Source organism: Vreelandella subglaciescola (genome assembly GCF_900142895.1).
GTDB classification, from domain to species: Bacteria; Pseudomonadota; Gammaproteobacteria; order Pseudomonadales; family Halomonadaceae; genus Vreelandella; species Vreelandella subglaciescola.
The window spans coordinates 1,684,435-1,699,745 of record NZ_LT670847.1; the positions used below are offsets into that span (position 1 = coordinate 1,684,435).

Genomic DNA, 15,311 nt, shown 5'->3' on the forward strand with positions numbered 1-15,311 from the left:
TCTCCAAAACGGCTGCGACGCGCCTCAGCGCATGATGCCGCCGCTACCATAGCCTTTCAGGTTGGACTTCTTCATCACCGAGTCATATTGATTCGACATGAGATGCGACTGCACCTGGGCCATGAAGTCCATGATCACCACCACCACGATCAGAAGCGAGGTACCGCCAAAGAAGAACGGCACGTTCCACGCCACGATGAGGAACTGGGGCATCAGGGAAACTGCAGTGATATATAAAGCACCGAACAGGGTCAGACGTGTCATCACCTTGTCGATGTAGCGAGCGGTCTGCTCGCCGGGGCGAATGCCCGGCAGGAACGCGCCTGACTTTTTCAGATTGTCAGCCACATCCTTCGGGTTGAAGACCAGCGCTGTGTAAAAGAAGCAGAAGAATACCACCGCGAGCCCAAAAAGCAAGATGTAGAGCGGCTGACCCGGACCTAATGCCTGGGAAGCCCGCTGCAACCACTCCATACCTTCACCGGCTCCGACCCACTGGCCGATGGAGGCGGGGAACAGCAAAATGCTTGAAGCAAAGATCGCCGGAATAACACCGGCCATGTTCACTTTCAGCGGCAAATAGCTGCTCTGGCCCGCATACATCTTGTTGCCTACCTGACGACGCGGATAGTTCACCTTGAGCCGGCGCTGGCCGCGTTCAATGAACACGACAAACGCCACGGTCGCAATACCTAACGCCGTAAGCGCCAACAGCGGAAGCACATTCCAGGCCCCTTCGTTGCGGGCAAGCTCAAAGGCCTGCCCCACGGCGCTGGGCAGCCCGGCGACGATACCGGCGAAAATCAGCAGCGAAATGCCGTTGCCGATCCCCTTTTCGGTAATCTGCTCGCCAAGCCACATCATGAACGTCGCACCGGCCACAAAGGTGATAACCGCGGTGAAATAGAAGCTCAGGTCAGCGCTGTAGGCGATGCCTTGGCTCGCCAGGCCCACCGACATGCCGGTGGCCTGAACAAAGGCCAGAATCACCGTGCCGTAGCGAGTGTACTGGCTGATCTTGCGGCGGCCGGCTTCGCCTTCCTTCTTGAGCTGCTCAAGATGGGGCGAAACCGCAGTCATTAGCTGCATGATGATCGACGCCGATATATAGGGCATGATGCCCAGGGCGAGAACACTCATGCGCTCCAGCGCACCACCCGAGAACATGTTGAACATGCCCAGGATGGTGCCCTGCTGCTCCCTGAACAAGGCAGCAAGCTGGTCAGGATTGATACCGGGAACGGGAATGTGGGCACCGATACGGTACACCACGATGGCGAGAAGCACGAAGCGCAGACGCGCCCATAGTTCACTCAGGCCGCTACCCATCGCCGGCATGTTTCCTGACTTGGCCATTTAGTCCTCTACCTTGCCGCCGGCAGTTTCGATCGCGGTACGGGCACCCTGGGTGACCTTGATACCGCGGACCGTAACCGCCTTTTTCAGTTCGCCGGAAAGGATGATTTTCGCGTGACGCGTAGCATCCTTCAGCACGTTGGCCTGCTTCAGCGTTTCCATAGTGACTTCGTCACCGGCAACCTGGGCAAGTTCAGCCAGACGCACTTCTTCAGACACGAGCGATTTGGCAGAGGTAAAGCCAAATTTCGGCAGACGACGCTGCAGCGGCATCTGGCCGCCTTCGAAACCGGGCTTGACGCTGCCACCGCTGCGTGACTTAAGGCCTTTGTGGCCACGGCCACCGGTCTTGCCCAGACCGGAACCGATGCCACGACCGACACGCTTTTCAGCGTGCTTGGAACCCGCTGCGGGGCTCAGGCTGTTAAGTTTCATGGATTACTCTCCCTCAACACGCACAAGGTAATTCACCTTGTGGATCATGCCGCGAACGGCGGGGGTGTCTTCCAGCTCAACCGTGTGACCGATACGGCGCAGGCCAAGGCCGTTAATCGTGGCCTTGTGCTTGCCCAGAACACCGATGGTGCTACGGACCTGGGTAACTTTAATCAAAGCTGCCATGTTGAATTACCCCGTGATCGCTTCGACTGACAGGCCGCGCTTGGCCGCCACGTCGTCCGGCGAATGCATTGCGGCGAGGCCATTGACCGTCGCGCGCACTACGTTAACCGGGTTGGTGGAGCCGTAGCACTTGGCCAGTACGTCTTGGACGCCGGCAAGTTCAAGCACGGAGCGCATCGCACCACCGGCGATAATACCGGTACCTTCAGTGGCCGGCTGCATGTACACCTTGGAAGCACCGTGACGGGCTTTTACCGGGTACTGCAGCGTGCGGCCAGCGAGGCTGACCTTGACCATGTTGCGACGCGCCTGATCCATCGCTTTCTGGATTGCGACCGGCACTTCACGTGCCTTGCCGCGACCAAAACCGATACGGCCTTTGCCATCGCCCACGACGGTCAGTGCGGTAAAGCCGAATACACGACCCCCCTTGACCACCTTGGCGACACGGTTGATCTGCACAAGTTTCTCTTGCAGATCACCGTTTTGCTGTTCGTTCTTCGCCATCGTAAAACCCTTTAGAATTCCAGGCCGCCTTCACGAGCGGCGTCGGCCAAAGCCTTGACGCGACCGTGAAACTTAAAGCCAGCACGGTCGAAGGCTACCTGGGTGATGCCTGCTTCCTTAGCGCGCTCGGCAATCAGGGCGCCCACTTTCGTGGCCGCTTCTGAATTACCGGTTGCACCCTCGCGCAGTGCCTTGTCCAGCGTAGATGCACTGGCCAGCACTTTGCCACCATCCGGCGAGATAACCTGCGCATAGATGTGACGCGGAGTACGGTTGACGCACAGGCGGAACGCGCCTAGCTCGCGGATCTTGGCGCGAGCGCGGCGGGCACGACGGAGACGAGATTCTTTCTTCGCGTTCATAACCCTGCCTTACTTCTTCTTGGCTTCTTTGCGACGCACCTGCTCGTCGGCGTACCGGACACCCTTGCCTTTATACGGCTCGGGCGGACGGAAGGCGCGGATTTCCGCAGCAGCATGGCCGAGCTTCTGCTTATCCGCGCTTTTCAGCACGATGACCGTGTTCTTGGGCGTTTCCGCCGTAACACCGTCAGGCAGTTCATAGTCGACCGGGTGCGAGAAGCCCAGTGAAAGATTGAGCGTCTGGCCCTTGGTCTGGGCACGATAACCGACGCCAACAATTTCGAGGGTCTTGCTAAAGCCCTCGGATACACCCGTGACCAGGTTTTGCACCAGGGCACGGGTTGTGCCGGCCATCGCCCAGCTTCTTGCCGACTCACTCGGGGCGAAGGTCAGCTGGCCGTCTTCCTGACCAACCACCACATCAGGGTGGATGGTCAGCGACAGCGTGCCCTGGCCGCCCTTGGCGGTCAGCTGGTCGGCGTCAATCTTGATTTCGACGCCGGCGGGCACTTTAACCGGATATTTCGCTATGCGGGACATTCCAGCCTCCTAGAATACGGTGCAGATGACTTCACCACCGACACCCGCCTGGCGCGCGGCGCGATCGGTCATCACCCCGTTGGAGGTAGTGACAATCGCGATACCCAGACCGTCGGCAACTTTGGGCAGATTGCTCTTGCCCTTGTACTGACGCAGAGAGGGCTTGGAAACCCGCTGGATGTGGTCGATAACCGGCTTGCCCTCAAAGTACTTGAGAGACACGGACAGTTCGGGCTTGCTGCTTTCAGCCACCGCGTATTCGGCGATGTAGCCCTCTTCTTTCAGCACGCGGGCCACTTCCACTTTCAGCTTGGAAGACGGCATGGTGACCGTCTCCTTGGTGGCCATCTGCGCATTGCGGATACGGGTGAACATATCCGCCAGAGTGTCTTGCATGCTCATTTAATGTGCGCTCCTGATGTTTCTACGTGGCCCATTACCAGCTGGACTTCTTGAGTCCAGGGACGTCGCCACGCATGGCGGCTTCACGCAGCTTGTTACGACCGAGGCCGAACTTAGTATAAAAACCGTGCGGACGGCCAGTTACGCGGCAGCGGTTACGCTGGCGTACCGGGCTTGAGTCGCGCGGCAGTTGCTGCAGCTTGAGCTGCGCGTCGAAGCGCTCTTCGTCAGAAGCGTTCACGTTTTGAGCGATAGCCTTGAGCTCAGCCCGCTTGGCCGCATACTTCGCGACCAGCTTGGTGCGCTTGTGCTCACGCTCTACCATGCTTTTCTTTGCCATGATCCAACCCTTATTTCTTGAACGGGAAGTTCAGCGCACGGAGTAGTGCACGACCTTCCTCGTCGGTGTTGGCAGTAGTGGTGACAGTGACATCCAGCCCCCGAACGCGATCGACTTTATCATATTCGATCTCGGGAAAGATGAGCTGTTCACGCACCCCCATAGAATAGTTGCCACGACCGTCAAAAGACTTCGGGTTGAGACCACGGAAGTCACGCACGCGAGGAATCGCGATGTTGACCAGACGGTCCAGGAAGTCCCACATGCGCTCAGCGCGCAGCGTGACCTTGACACCGATCGGCCAACCTTCACGCACCTTGAAGCCCGCGATGGACTTGCGTGCTTTGGTCACCAGCGGCTTTTGCCCGGAAATCTTTTCCAGGTCGCCGATGGCATTGTCGATCAGCTTTTTATCGCTGACCGCGTCGCCGATGCCCATGTTCAGGGTCACTTTCGTGATCCGGGGCACCTGCATTACGTTGGCGTAGCTAAACTCATTTGTGAGCTGCGACACCACTTCGTTTTGATAACGTTCTTTCAAGTTCGCCATTTTGCTACCCGACTCACGTTAGGCGTCGATCTGCGACTGCGTCGACTTGTAGATACGTACCTTGGTACCGTCTTCCTTTACCTGGAAGCCGACGCGATCCGCCTTACCGGTCTCCGAATTGAAGATGGCTACGTTGGACGCGTGAATCGGAGCCTCGCGCTCGACGATACCGCCCTGATTTCCCGCCATGGGATTTGGCTTGGTGTGACGCTTGATCATGTTCACACCGGACACCACGAAACGGTTTTCAAGTATCCGCTTCACGGTGCCACGCTTGCCCTTGTCCTTTCCGGCGAGGACGATGACTTCATCGTCACGTTTGATCTTTTGCATATCCGCCTCGCTCCTTACAGCACTTCAGGCGCTAAGGAAATGATCTTCATGAACTTTTCGTTGCGCAGTTCACGAGTGACCGGCCCGAAAATACGAGTGCCGACGGGCTGTTCGTTGGTGTTTTGCAACAGAACCGCCGCATTTCCATCGAAACGGATCAGCGAACCGTCGGAACGACGGACGCCGCTTTTGGTGCGAACGACTACCGCTTTCATGACTTGGCCTTTTTTGACCTTGCCACGCGGAATCGCTTCTTTTACTGATACCTTGATGACGTCACCAACGCGAGCGTAGCGGCGATGCGAACCGCCCAGCACCTTGATGCATTGCACCCGGCGCGCTCCGCTGTTGTCAGCGACATCCAGTACTGTCTGAGTCTGAATCATCGGTTTTCTCCAAACCTAATCTGACTGCACTTGCTGAACAGACACAGGATTTTACTCCTTGGCCTGCTCAACCACTTCGACCAGCGTCCAAGACTTGTTCTTGGACAGCGGACGGCACTCCTGAATGGACACCGTGTCGCCGTCATTCGCCTTGTTCGCCTCATCATGGGCGTGCAGCTTAGTGGAGCGCTTGACGTATTTTCCGTAGATCGGGTGACGCTCACGACGCTCGATCATCACAACGATGGACTTGTCCATCTTGTCGCTCACCACCTGGCCGGTGAGCGTACGTGTTTTCTTTTCTTCGGCCATCTCAGTCACCTGCCTTCTCGTTGAGCACAGTCTTCACGCGGGCAATGTCCCGACGGACCTGCTTGAGCAGATGGGTCTGGCTCAGTTGGCCGGTGGCCTTCTGCATGCGCAGGTTAAACTGCTCGCGGAGGAGTTCAAGAATTTGCTCCTGAAGCTCTCCAGCGGATTTCTCACGAATTTCCTGGGCTTTCATCACATCACCGTCCGTTTAGCAAAGGTGGTGGATACGGGCATTTTCTGTGAAGCAAGCTCAAACGCTTCGCGCGCAAGCTCTTCAGAAACACCTTCGATCTCGTAAAGAACCCGACCCGGCTGGATCTGGGCAACCCAGTACTCGACAGAGCCTTTACCCTTACCCATACGAACTTCGAGAGGCTTTTTGGAGATTGGCTTATCCGGGAATACGCGGATCCAGATCTTGCCGCCACGTTTGACGTGACGCGTGATCGCACGACGGCCGGCTTCGATCTGGCGCGCGGTAACGCGACCACGACCGGTAGCCTTCAGGCCGTATTCCCCGAAGCTAATCTTGCTTCCACGATGCGCGAGGCCACGGTTACGGCCTTTTTGCACCTTGCGGAATTTTAAACGCTTGGGTTGTAACATCGACTCACTCTCCCCTTACCTGGAACCTTTCTTCTTGGGCGCGTTACCGGCAGGCTGCTTGGCCTTGGCACGAACTTCCTCGATACCGCCGAGGATTTCACCCTTGAAGATCCACACTTTGACGCCGATGACGCCGTAGGTGGTGTGAGCTTCGTAAGTGGCGTAGTCGATGTCCGCACGCAGCGTGTGCAGCGGAACGCGACCTTCGCGATACCATTCGGTACGTGCGATTTCAGCACCACCCAAACGTCCTGACAGCTGAATCTTGATACCGCCCGCACCCAGGCGCATGGAGTTCTGTACCGCGCGCTTCATGGCACGACGGAACATCACACGGCGCTCGAGCTGGCCGGCAACGTTTCCCGCTACCAGTTTGGCATCCAGCTCCGGCTTGCGAACTTCTTCAATGTTCACATGCACCGCAACGCCCATCAGCTTGGCAAGATCTCGGCGCAGACGGTCAACGTCTTCACCTTTCTTGCCGATCACAATGCCCGGACGGGCCGTGTGAATCGTGATGCGGGCGTTGTTCGCCGGACGCTCGATGTGAATGCGGCTTACGGAGGCGTGTTTAAGACGCTCTGCCAGGAAGCTACGCACTTCGAGATCGTTATTGAGCTTATCGGCATAAGCGCCGCGCTCGGCATACCAGACAGAAGCATGGTCTTTGACAATGCCCAGTCGAATGCCTATTGGATTGACTTTCTGACCCATCTGGTCGACTCCTACTTCTCGGCTACCTTGACGGTGATGTGGCAGGTGCGCTTCAAGATACGATCCGCGCGGCCTTTGGCACGCGGCTTGATACGCTTGAGCGTCATGCCCTCATCGACGCAGATGGTCGAGACACGCAGCTCGTCGATATCCATGCCGTTATTTTCTTCCGCGTTTGCAATGGCGGACTGAAGCACTTTCTGGACCAATGTGGCAGCCTTCTTCGGTGAGAAGGCCAGCAGGTCGAGTGCCTCGGCGACCGGTTTATCACGCACCTGGTCAGCCACCAAACGGGCCTTTTGGGCGGATAATCGAGCGCCACGCAGCTTAGCTGTGACTTCCATCTCTAAACCTCTCTGGCTTACCGTTTGGCTTTCTTGTCCGCCACGTGCCCGCGATAAAGGCGGGTGGCAGCGAATTCGCCCAGCTTGTGGCCAACCATTTCCTCGGAGACGTGCACCGGGACGTGTTGGCGACCGTTATGAACTGCAATGGTCAGGCCTACCATATTGGGCAGAACCATCGAACGACGCGACCAGGTCTTGATCGGTTTGCGGTCGTTCTTTTCCGCTGCAGTCTCGACCTTCTTCAAAAGGTGAAGGTCAATAAAGGGACCTTTCTTTAGTGAACGTGGCACAGCCGTTACCTCTTAATGTCTTGGCGTGGGATCTTATTTCCGGTTCTTGCGACGACGAACAATCAGCGAATCATTACGCTTGTTCTTGCGGGTCTTGTAACCCTTCGTCGGCACACCCCAGGGGGTGACCGGGTGACGACCGCCGCTTGAGCGACCTTCACCACCACCGTGTGGGTGGTCGATCGGGTTCATCGCCACACCGCGGACGGTCGGGCGGACACCGCGCCAGCGCTTAGCACCGGCCTTACCCAGACGACGCAGGCTGTGCTCGGAATTGCTCACTTGCCCCAGGGTCGCACGGCACTCAGCCAGAACCTTGCGCGTTTCGCCGGAACGAAGACGCAGGGTAACGTAGTTGCCTTCACGCGCGACCAGCTGTGCGCTTGTGCCGGCACTGCGAGCCAGTTGTGCGCCCTTAGCCGGCTTGAGTTCAACACCGTGAACGGTAGAACCCAGCGGGATGTTACGCAGCGGCAAGGCATTGCCTTTCTTGATGGGCGCGTTGACACCTGATTCCAGCACGTCGTCGACGCTAACGCCACGCGGTGCAATGATGTAACGACGCTCGCCATCAGCATACTTCAGCAGCGCGATATGTGCGCTACGGTTCGGGTCGTATTCCACACGCTCAACGGTGGCGGGAACGCCATCCTTGGTGCGTTTGAAATCGATCAACCGATAGTGGTGACGGTGACCACCGCCGACGTGGCGGCTGGTGATGCGACCGTTGTTGTTACGACCACCGGTCTTGGACTGCTTTTCCAACAGCGGTGCATACGCACGACCCTTGTGCAGCTTGTCGCCCACGATCTTGACGACGTGGCGACGACCGGCGGATGTTGGTTTGGTCTTGACGATTGCCATTATCCGTACTCCTGCCCTTATTCGGCGCCAGCGAAGTCTTCGAGCGTTTCGCCCGCAGCCAAGGTCACATACGCCTTGCGATAACCCTTACGCAGGCCAACGCCGTGTGCTGTACGCTTGGTTTTACCCTTGACGTTAAGCGCCTGAACACCATCAACCTTCTTGCCAAAAAGAGCTTCAACAGCCTTTTTGATTTCAGGTTTGGTAGCGTCGCTCGCCACTCTGAAAACGTACTGATTGCGCTCTGCTGCCATCGCGGCCTTTTCGGTCACGTGCGGCCCAAGCAGAACCTTGAATACGCGTTCCTGGTTCATGCCAGCTTCTCCTCGAATTTACGCAGGGCGGAGACGGTGATCAGCACCTTGTCAAAGGCGACCAAACTCACCGGGTCAGCTGCCGCAACGTCCACCACGTCAATGTGGGGAAGATTGCGCGCGGCCAGATAGAGCTTCTCGTCAATGTCTTCGGTGACGATCAGCGCTTTTTCCAGCTCAAGCTCTTTAAGCTTGGCAGCTACCTGCTTGGTCTTGGGCGCATCAACGGCGAATTCTTCCACCACCACCAGACGTTCCTGGCGTACGAGCTCAGACAGGATAGAACGCATCGCAGCGCGATACATTTTGCGGTTAACCTTCTGGGAATGATCCTGCGGACGTGCCGCGAAGGTTACGCCGCCGCCGCGCCAGATTGGCGAGCGGATGGTGCCGGCACGAGCGCGACCGGTACCCTTCTGACGCCACGGCTTCTTACCACCGCCACGTACGTCAGAACGATTCTTTTGTGCACGAGTGCCCTGGCGGCCACCGGCGAGATACGCCGTGACGACCTGGTGAACCAGCGCCTCGTTGAATTCTTTGCCAAAGGTGGCGTCGGCTACTTCTACGGTACCCGCGCCTGCAGCAAGATTCAGATTCATTGGTATTATCCTCTTCAGCCAGCTTTCACGGCGCTGCGTACGATAACGTCGCTGCCGGTTGCTCCCGGTACGGCGCCCTTGATCAGCAGCAGATTACGCTCGGCGTCGATGCGGACGACTTCAAGGCTTTGCACGGTGCAGCGGACGTTGCCCATCTGACCGGCCATCTTTTTGCCCTTGAATACGCGACCCGGTGTTTGACACATGCCGATAGAACCCGGCGCGCGGTGCGCAAGCGAGTTACCGTGGGTCATGTCCTGGGTGCTGAAATTCCAGCGCTTTACGCCGCCCTGGAATCCCTTACCCTTGGAGGTACCGGTCACGTCGATCAGCTGACCAGCTTCGAAGAGGGATACGGTGAGTTCGCCGCCAACCTCAGGAGCCTGATCGCCTTCTTCCAGACGAAACTCCATCAGCGAACGGCCAGCTTCAACACCTGCCTTGGCAAACTGTCCAGCTTGCGCTTTGGTAAGGTGTTTTGCTTTGCGAGAGCCAGTTGTCACCTGAACCGCCGCGTAACCGTCAGACTCGACGGATTTAACACGCGTGACGCGGTTAGGATCAACTTCAATAACGGTTACGGGCACTGATGCACCGTCTTCGGTAAAGACACGGGTCATCCCTGCCTTTGTACCGACCAAACCGATAGTCATTCTCAGTTCTCCTATAGTGTACGGGGCTGTCACCCGCTATGGCTGCCCTTTCCAGAGCATTCCACTAGCACGTTGTGTGGCGCCTCACGGCGCGGCGGCTGCTGCTCACTGATAACACAAAAAGGTGGAAGTGAGCGCTGGGCCGCAAGTGACTAGTGTTATTAGTCGAGCTTGATCTGCACGTCTACGCCAGCGGCGAGGTCGAGCTTCATCAGCGCATCAACTGTTTTTTCCGTCGGCTCAACAATGTCAAGCACACGCTTGTGAGTGCGAATCTCGTACTGGTCACGCGCGTCTTTGTTGACGTGCGGCGATACCAGAACGGTATAGCGCTCGCGATTGGTCGGCAGCGGGATCGGACCGCGAACCTGAGCACCAGTACGCTTAGCGGTATCAACGATTTCCGCAGTAGACTGGTCGATCAGGCGGTGGTCGAACGCTTTCAACCGAATGCGAATCTTCTGGTTCTGCATTGCCCTAAACTCCAATGGATGTCGACGGCGCGAGCCGTCTACCCACGCATTCAAAGGATGCGCATTATAGGCACGCAGACGAAAGGTGTCAAACACTTCTCGTCAGTGCGCCGAAAAGGGGGCTCGACTGAGCCCCCTTCGAACCCCTGGAGGCTCTACTTACTTGACGATCTTGGCAACAACGCCAGCACCAACGGTACGACCGCCTTCGCGAATCGCGAAGCGCAGGCCGTCATCCATGGCAACCGGTGCAATCAGGCTGACAACCATTTTCACGTTGTCGCCCGGCATAACCATTTCAACGCCTTCCGGCAGTTCACAGGTACCGGTAATGTCGGTGGTACGGAAGTAGAACTGCGGACGGTAGCCCTTGAAGAACGGCGTGTGACGACCGCCTTCTTCTTTCGACAGCACGTAGACTTCGGCTTCGAAATCAGTGTGCGGCGTGATGGTGCCGGTTTTGGCCAGAACCTGGCCACGTTCGACGTCGTCACGCTTGGTGCCACGCAGCAGCGCGCCAACGTTCTCGCCTGCACGACCTTCGTCGAGCAGTTTGCGGAACATTTCCACACCGGTAACGATGGTCTTGGTGGTGTCGCGGATACCCACGATTTCCACTTCTTGACCGGCTTTAACAACGCCACGCTCTACACGACCGGTAACAACGGTGCCACGGCCAGAGATAGAGAAGACGTCTTCGATCGGCATCAGGAACGGCTGATCGATGGCACGTTCCGGCTCCGGAATGTACTCGTCAAGCGCTTTGATCAGGCTGGCAACGGCGGTGGTACCCATGCCGTTGTCGTCCTTGCCTTCCAGTGCCATCAGCGCAGAACCGGTGATGATCGGCGTGTCGTCGCCCGGGAAGTCGTATTCGCTGAGAAGCTCACGAACTTCCATTTCTACCAGCTCGAGCAGCTCTTCGTCATCAACCATGTCAGCCTTGTTCAGGAACACGACGATGTACGGAACGCCAACCTGGCGAGACAGCAGGATGTGCTCGCGCGTCTGCGGCATCGGGCCGTCAGCGGCAGAACATACCAGGATCGCGCCGTCCATCTGCGCAGCACCGGTGATCATGTTCTTGACGTAGTCGGCGTGCCCCGGGCAGTCAACGTGCGCGTAGTGACGCACTTCAGACTGGTACTCAACGTGAGACGTGGCGATGGTGATGCCGCGCTCGCGCTCTTCGGGAGCGTTATCGATAGCCGAGAATTCACTCCAGTCACCGCCGAATACTTCGGCAGAAACGCGAGTCAGGGCCGCTGTCAGCGTGGTTTTGCCGTGGTCAACGTGACCGATGGTGCCGACGTTGATATGCGGTTTTGTACGTTCGAATTTTTCCTTAGCCACTGCTATAACCTCTTTACGTTAGCTAAAACGGTTAACCGTTTTGGTTGATGACGGCTTCTACGATGCTGGAGGGCGCCTCTTCGTACTGCGCAAACTCCATGGAGTAGCTAGCACGGCCCTGGGTCTGAGAGCGCAGATCGGTTGCATAACCGAACATCTCGCCCAGCGGCACCGTGGCGCGGATGACTTTACCAGCGGATGTGTCATCCATGCCCTGCACCAGACCGCGACGACGGTTCAGGTCGCCCATGACGTCACCCATAAACTCTTCGGGGGTCACGACCTCGACCTTCATCACCGGTTCCAGCAGCACGGCCTTGGCCTTTCTGGCACCTTCTTTGACTGCCATGGAAGAGGCAATCCTGAACGCGGTCTCGTTGGAGTCCACGTCATGGTAGGAGCCATCAAACAGCGTGACCTTGACGTCAATCATCGGGTAGCCCGCGATAACGCCGTTCTTCAGCTGTTCAGCGGCCCCTTTTTCGACGGCAGCTACGTATTCCTTGGGAACAGCACCGCCAACGATTTCGGAGTTGAACTTGAAGAAGATCTCGTCGTCGCCTTCGCCTTTTTCCTCGTAGGTTAAAGGCTCGATGCGCATGACCACGTGACCATACTGACCGCGACCACCGGACTGGCGAACAAACTTGCCTTCCTGTTCAACGCTGCCACGAATGGTTTCACGGTAAGCCACCTGCGGCTTGCCGATGTTGGCTTCTACCTTGAACTCGCGACGCATACGGTCAACGAGAATATCGAGGTGAAGCTCACCCATGCCCGAGATAATGGTCTGGCCAGTCTCTTCGTCGGTTTTCACCTGGAAAGAGGGGTCTTCCTGGGCCAGCTTACCTAGCGCAACGCCCATTTTTTCCTGGTCAGGCTTGGACTTGGGCTCCACTGCAACCGAGATAACCGGATCCGGGAACTCCATGCGCTCAAGAACGATCTTGTCGTTAAGGTCGCACAGCGTATCACCGGTGGTCACGTCTTTCAGGCCGATACATGCCGCGATATCGCCGGCACGCACTTCCTTGATCTCTTCACGCGTGTTGGCGTGCATCTGCACGATACGACCAACGCGCTCTTTCTTGCCTTTGACCGAGTTGAACACGCTGTCGCCCGAATTCAGCACGCCCGAGTAGACGCGGATGAAGGTCAGCGTACCCACGAACGGATCGGTAGCGATCTTGAACGACAGCGCCGAGAACGGTGCACTGTCATCGGCTTCACGCGTCGCCACGGTGCCGTCTTTATCGTCGAGCTCGCCTTCAATCGCCTTGACTTCGGTCGGCGACGGCAGGTATTCGATAACCGCGTCGAGCACCGCCTGAACGCCCTTGTTCTTGAACGCGCTGCCGCAAGTGACCAGGACGATTTCGTTATCGCACGTACGGCGACGCAGGCCGGCCTTGATTTCGGCCGTGGTAAGCTCCCCTTCCTCGAGGTACTTTTCCATCAGCTCTTCAGACGCTTCAGCAGCCGCTTCGACCATCTCTTCGCGGTACTTATCGGCGGTTTCCTGCAGCTCGGCGGGAATATCCAGCAGCTCGTAGCTCGCGCCGAAGTCATCCTTGTTCCACAGGATGGCCTTCATTTCGACCAGATCGATCACGCCCTTGAAGTCTTCTTCGGTGCCCCAGTTGATCTGGATTGGCACGGCGTTGGCATTCAGGCGTTCGCCCAGCTGGTCAACGACGTTGAAGAAGTCAGCACCGGTGCGGTCCATCTTGTTGACGAAGACCATGCGCGGCACTTCGTACTTATCGGCCTGACGCCATACGGTTTCGGTCTGCGGCTGAACGCCGGAGCTGCCGCACAGTACGACAACCGCGCAGTCCAGCACGCGCAGAGAACGCTCAACTTCGATGGTGAAGTCAACGTGCCCCGGGGTATCGATGATGTTGATGCGATGCTCGTCGAACTGGTGGCTCATGCCCCTCCAGAACGTGGTGACAGCAGCGGAGGTAATCGTGATACCACGCTCCTGCTCCTGAGCCATCCAGTCAGTCGTCGATGCACCTTCGTGTGTTTCACCCAGCTTGTGGTTGATGCCCGTATAAAACAACACGCGCTCGGTGGTGGTTGTTTTACCGGCATCGACGTGGGCGACGATACCAAGGTTGCGGTAGCGATTTAGTGGAGTCTTGCGTGCCACGGTGGAAACTCCCGTTTGTTGGCAATGCTCGTTAATCCAGCTAGCGACGCGTGAAGGGTTAAATCACCGCCGCTGCCCGATGGCAGCGGCGGGGCTGTTGTCACAAAGCGACCGGCAAAAGCCGTAAACGACGCCATGCCCAACAACGTGCCTCCAAAACGCGAAACCGGTACGTTTCGCTCAGCGCCGCTATTAGAAGCGGAAGTGAGAGAAGGCCTTGTTGGCTTCTGCCATGCGGTGCACGTCTTCACGCTTCTTAACGGCAGAACCCTTGCCATCGGCGGCGTCCAGCATTTCACCGGCCAGACGCAGCACCATGGTCTTCTCACCGCGACGACGCGCCGCATCAGCCAGCCAGCGCATAGCAAGCGCTTGGCGGCGAGACGGACGAACTTCTACCGGCACCTGATAGGTCGCACCGCCAACGCGGCGCGACTTGACTTCGACCATGGGCTGAATGGCTTCCAGCGCCTTGTCGAAGATCTCCAGCGGGTCTTCTTTACTACGATCGGCAACCTTGTCCAACGCACCATAGACGATACGCTCAGCTACGGACTTCTTGCCGCTGATCATCAGGTGGTTCATAAACTTGGCCAAGCGCTCACTTTTGAACTTCGGATCCGGCAGGATCTCGCGCTTCGCTACAATCTTTCTTCTAGGCATGATAAGCCCTCTATCAAGGATCCTTCAGGTAAACCCGGAACTCGCGCCGCGCGCCAGGCGCCAAAAGCGCCGTCCGACCTTACTCTTATCAGACCGTTACATGAATATTGGCCGTTAGGCAGCGCACTTTTTATCGCTGCCTGGCGTTCGATTCAGGCCCGTTGAATCAGGACTTCGGACGCTTGGTGCCGTACTTGGAACGACCCTGACGACGGTTCTGTACGCCAGACGTATCCAAGGCGCCACGGACGGTGTGATAACGCACACCCGGCAAATCCTTTACCCGGCCGCCGCGGATCAACACCACGGAGTGTTCTTGCAGGTTGTGACCTTCACCACCGATGTAGGAGGCGACTTCAAACCCGTTGGTCAGCCGCACACGGCAAACCTTACGCAGGGCCGAGTTCGGCTTTTTCGGGGTGGTGGTGTAAACGCGGATGCAAACGCCGCGCTTTTGCGGGCAGGCCTGCAGCGCCGGCACGTCATTATTAGTGACGGGGCGCTTGCGCGGCTTGCGCACTAGCTGATTAATCGTTGCCATAGTAAGTAGCTGACTCCAATGGTTGCC

General features: G+C 57.5%; 26 protein-coding genes. All 26 read right to left on the reverse strand.

What is annotated here, in order from left to right; translation table 11 throughout:
• Positions 1–24 precede the first annotated feature (24 nt).
• Entirely contained in the window at positions 25–1,356 is a 1,332-nt protein-coding gene (secY, locus tag B5495_RS07815) for a preprotein translocase subunit SecY (RefSeq protein ID WP_079552726.1), read from the reverse strand.
• Positions 1,357–1,791: a 50S ribosomal protein L15 gene (rplO, locus tag B5495_RS07820; protein WP_079552728.1), complete on the reverse strand. Its 435-nt coding sequence runs from the start codon at positions 1,789–1,791 to the stop codon at positions 1,357–1,359.
• A gap of 3 nt (positions 1,792–1,794) precedes the next feature.
• Positions 1,795–1,977, reverse strand: coding sequence for a 50S ribosomal protein L30 (gene rpmD, locus B5495_RS07825; protein WP_079552729.1), 183 nt, complete (start codon positions 1,975–1,977; stop codon positions 1,795–1,797).
• Between the two features lie 6 nt (positions 1,978–1,983).
• Positions 1,984–2,484: a 30S ribosomal protein S5 gene (gene rpsE / locus B5495_RS07830; RefSeq protein WP_079552731.1), complete on the reverse strand. Its 501-nt coding sequence runs from the start codon at positions 2,482–2,484 to the stop codon at positions 1,984–1,986.
• Positions 2,485–2,495: 11 nt separating this feature from the next.
• Positions 2,496–2,846 carry a 50S ribosomal protein L18 gene (rplR, locus tag B5495_RS07835; RefSeq protein WP_079552733.1) on the reverse strand — a complete coding sequence of 117 codons (351 nt, stop codon included), beginning with the start codon at positions 2,844–2,846 and terminating at the stop codon, positions 2,496–2,498.
• 9 nt (positions 2,847–2,855) lie between these two features.
• Positions 2,856–3,386 carry a 50S ribosomal protein L6 gene (gene rplF / locus B5495_RS07840; RefSeq protein WP_079552735.1) on the reverse strand — a complete coding sequence of 177 codons (531 nt, stop codon included), beginning with the start codon at positions 3,384–3,386 and terminating at the stop codon, positions 2,856–2,858.
• 9 nt (positions 3,387–3,395) lie between these two features.
• Positions 3,396–3,788, reverse strand: coding sequence for a 30S ribosomal protein S8 (gene rpsH, locus B5495_RS07845; RefSeq protein WP_079552737.1), 393 nt, complete (start codon positions 3,786–3,788; stop codon positions 3,396–3,398).
• 34 nt (positions 3,789–3,822) lie between these two features.
• Entirely contained in the window at positions 3,823–4,128 is a 306-nt protein-coding gene (gene rpsN / locus B5495_RS07850) for a 30S ribosomal protein S14 (protein WP_079552739.1), read from the reverse strand.
• Between the two features lie 10 nt (positions 4,129–4,138).
• Positions 4,139–4,678 (reverse strand): 50S ribosomal protein L5, encoded by a 540-nt coding sequence (rplE, locus tag B5495_RS07855; protein ID WP_079552741.1) that lies wholly within the window; start codon positions 4,676–4,678, stop codon positions 4,139–4,141.
• An 18-nt stretch (positions 4,679–4,696) separates the two neighbouring features.
• Entirely contained in the window at positions 4,697–5,011 is a 315-nt protein-coding gene (gene rplX / locus B5495_RS07860) for a 50S ribosomal protein L24 (RefSeq protein ID WP_079552743.1), read from the reverse strand.
• Between the two features lie 14 nt (positions 5,012–5,025).
• Positions 5,026–5,397, reverse strand: a complete 372-nt coding sequence (gene rplN / locus B5495_RS07865) for a 50S ribosomal protein L14 (RefSeq protein WP_079552745.1) — start codon at positions 5,395–5,397, stop codon at positions 5,026–5,028.
• A 51-nt stretch (positions 5,398–5,448) separates the two neighbouring features.
• A complete protein-coding gene (gene rpsQ / locus B5495_RS07870) occupies positions 5,449–5,709 on the reverse strand; it encodes a 30S ribosomal protein S17 (protein ID WP_079552746.1) in 261 nt (86 codons plus the stop codon).
• Position 5,710: 1 nt separating this feature from the next.
• Positions 5,711–5,902, reverse strand: a complete 192-nt coding sequence (gene rpmC, locus B5495_RS07875) for a 50S ribosomal protein L29 (RefSeq protein ID WP_079552748.1) — start codon at positions 5,900–5,902, stop codon at positions 5,711–5,713.
• Complete coding sequence (gene rplP, locus B5495_RS07880; protein WP_079552750.1) at positions 5,902–6,315, reverse strand: 50S ribosomal protein L16; 414 nt, start codon at positions 6,313–6,315, stop codon at positions 5,902–5,904. Before rplP ends, rpmC begins: the two co-directional genes overlap by 1 nt.
• 15 nt (positions 6,316–6,330) lie before the next feature.
• Entirely contained in the window at positions 6,331–7,029 is a 699-nt protein-coding gene (gene rpsC, locus B5495_RS07885; protein WP_079552752.1) for a 30S ribosomal protein S3, read from the reverse strand.
• An 11-nt stretch (positions 7,030–7,040) separates the two neighbouring features.
• Complete coding sequence (gene rplV, locus B5495_RS07890) at positions 7,041–7,373, reverse strand: 50S ribosomal protein L22 (RefSeq protein ID WP_079552754.1); 333 nt, start codon at positions 7,371–7,373, stop codon at positions 7,041–7,043.
• A gap of 17 nt (positions 7,374–7,390) precedes the next feature.
• Positions 7,391–7,666, reverse strand: a complete 276-nt coding sequence (rpsS, locus tag B5495_RS07895; protein WP_079552756.1) for a 30S ribosomal protein S19 — start codon at positions 7,664–7,666, stop codon at positions 7,391–7,393.
• 33 nt (positions 7,667–7,699) lie between these two features.
• The gene (gene rplB, locus B5495_RS07900) at positions 7,700–8,530 is read right to left on the reverse strand and encodes a 50S ribosomal protein L2 (RefSeq protein ID WP_079552758.1); all 831 of its coding nucleotides are present in this window, start codon (positions 8,528–8,530) and stop codon (positions 7,700–7,702) included.
• A 17-nt stretch (positions 8,531–8,547) separates the two neighbouring features.
• A complete protein-coding gene (gene rplW / locus B5495_RS07905) occupies positions 8,548–8,844 on the reverse strand; it encodes a 50S ribosomal protein L23 (protein WP_079552760.1) in 297 nt (98 codons plus the stop codon).
• Positions 8,841–9,446, reverse strand: coding sequence for a 50S ribosomal protein L4 (gene rplD / locus B5495_RS07910; protein ID WP_079552762.1), 606 nt, complete (start codon positions 9,444–9,446; stop codon positions 8,841–8,843). The genes rplW and rplD overlap by 4 nt, the downstream gene beginning before the upstream one ends.
• Before the next feature lie 14 nt (positions 9,447–9,460).
• Positions 9,461–10,099 (reverse strand): 50S ribosomal protein L3, encoded by a 639-nt coding sequence (gene rplC, locus B5495_RS07915; protein WP_079552764.1) that lies wholly within the window; start codon positions 10,097–10,099, stop codon positions 9,461–9,463.
• Between the two features lie 161 nt (positions 10,100–10,260).
• Complete coding sequence (gene rpsJ / locus B5495_RS07920) at positions 10,261–10,572, reverse strand: 30S ribosomal protein S10 (protein ID WP_079552766.1); 312 nt, start codon at positions 10,570–10,572, stop codon at positions 10,261–10,263.
• A gap of 159 nt (positions 10,573–10,731) precedes the next feature.
• The gene (tuf, locus tag B5495_RS07925) at positions 10,732–11,925 is read right to left on the reverse strand and encodes an elongation factor Tu (RefSeq protein WP_079552768.1); all 1,194 of its coding nucleotides are present in this window, start codon (positions 11,923–11,925) and stop codon (positions 10,732–10,734) included.
• Positions 11,926–11,956: 31 nt separating this feature from the next.
• Positions 11,957–14,080 (reverse strand): elongation factor G, encoded by a 2,124-nt coding sequence (gene fusA / locus B5495_RS07930; RefSeq protein ID WP_079552770.1) that lies wholly within the window; start codon positions 14,078–14,080, stop codon positions 11,957–11,959.
• Positions 14,081–14,272: 192 nt separating this feature from the next.
• A complete protein-coding gene (rpsG, locus tag B5495_RS07935) occupies positions 14,273–14,743 on the reverse strand; it encodes a 30S ribosomal protein S7 (RefSeq protein WP_079552772.1) in 471 nt (156 codons plus the stop codon).
• Between the two features lie 166 nt (positions 14,744–14,909).
• Positions 14,910–15,284 (reverse strand): 30S ribosomal protein S12, encoded by a 375-nt coding sequence (gene rpsL / locus B5495_RS07940; protein ID WP_079552774.1) that lies wholly within the window; start codon positions 15,282–15,284, stop codon positions 14,910–14,912.
• Positions 15,285–15,311 lie beyond the last annotated feature (27 nt).